Source organism: Streptomyces olivaceus (genome assembly GCF_000721235.1).
In the GTDB taxonomy this organism is placed as follows: domain Bacteria; phylum Actinomycetota; class Actinomycetes; order Streptomycetales; family Streptomycetaceae; genus Streptomyces; species Streptomyces olivaceus.
The window spans coordinates 1-236 of the sequence record NZ_JOFH01000170.1 but is presented as its reverse complement, the minus strand read 5'-3'; the positions used below and the strand labels follow the sequence as shown (position 1 = coordinate 236).

The 236-nt window shown below is 72.5% G+C and carries 1 protein-coding gene; it reads left to right on the top strand.

Annotated elements, in window-relative coordinates:
- Positions 1-7: 7 nt before the first annotated feature.
- A partial coding sequence (locus tag IG94_RS0138300; RefSeq protein WP_157852438.1) for a helix-turn-helix transcriptional regulator occupies positions 8-236 on the top strand: 229 nt, incomplete at its 3' end.

The following is a 236-nucleotide window of genomic DNA, read 5'->3' as shown; positions in this document are numbered from 1 at the left end:
TGCGGGGATTCCCACGGGGCCCTCAGGTCCCACGGGCAGTGAGACGGACGGTACGGACGAGGTCGCCGACCTGTTCCGGGCCCTCGGCCGCCAGATCAAGGTCGCGCGCGAGCGGGCCGGGCTGAGCCAGAAGGAGTTGGGCGACCGCCTCGGGTACGGGGAGGAGACGATCTCCTCCGTCGAGCGTGCGCGGCGGACGCCTCAGCCCGAACTGCTGGTCGCGGTGGACGCGTTGC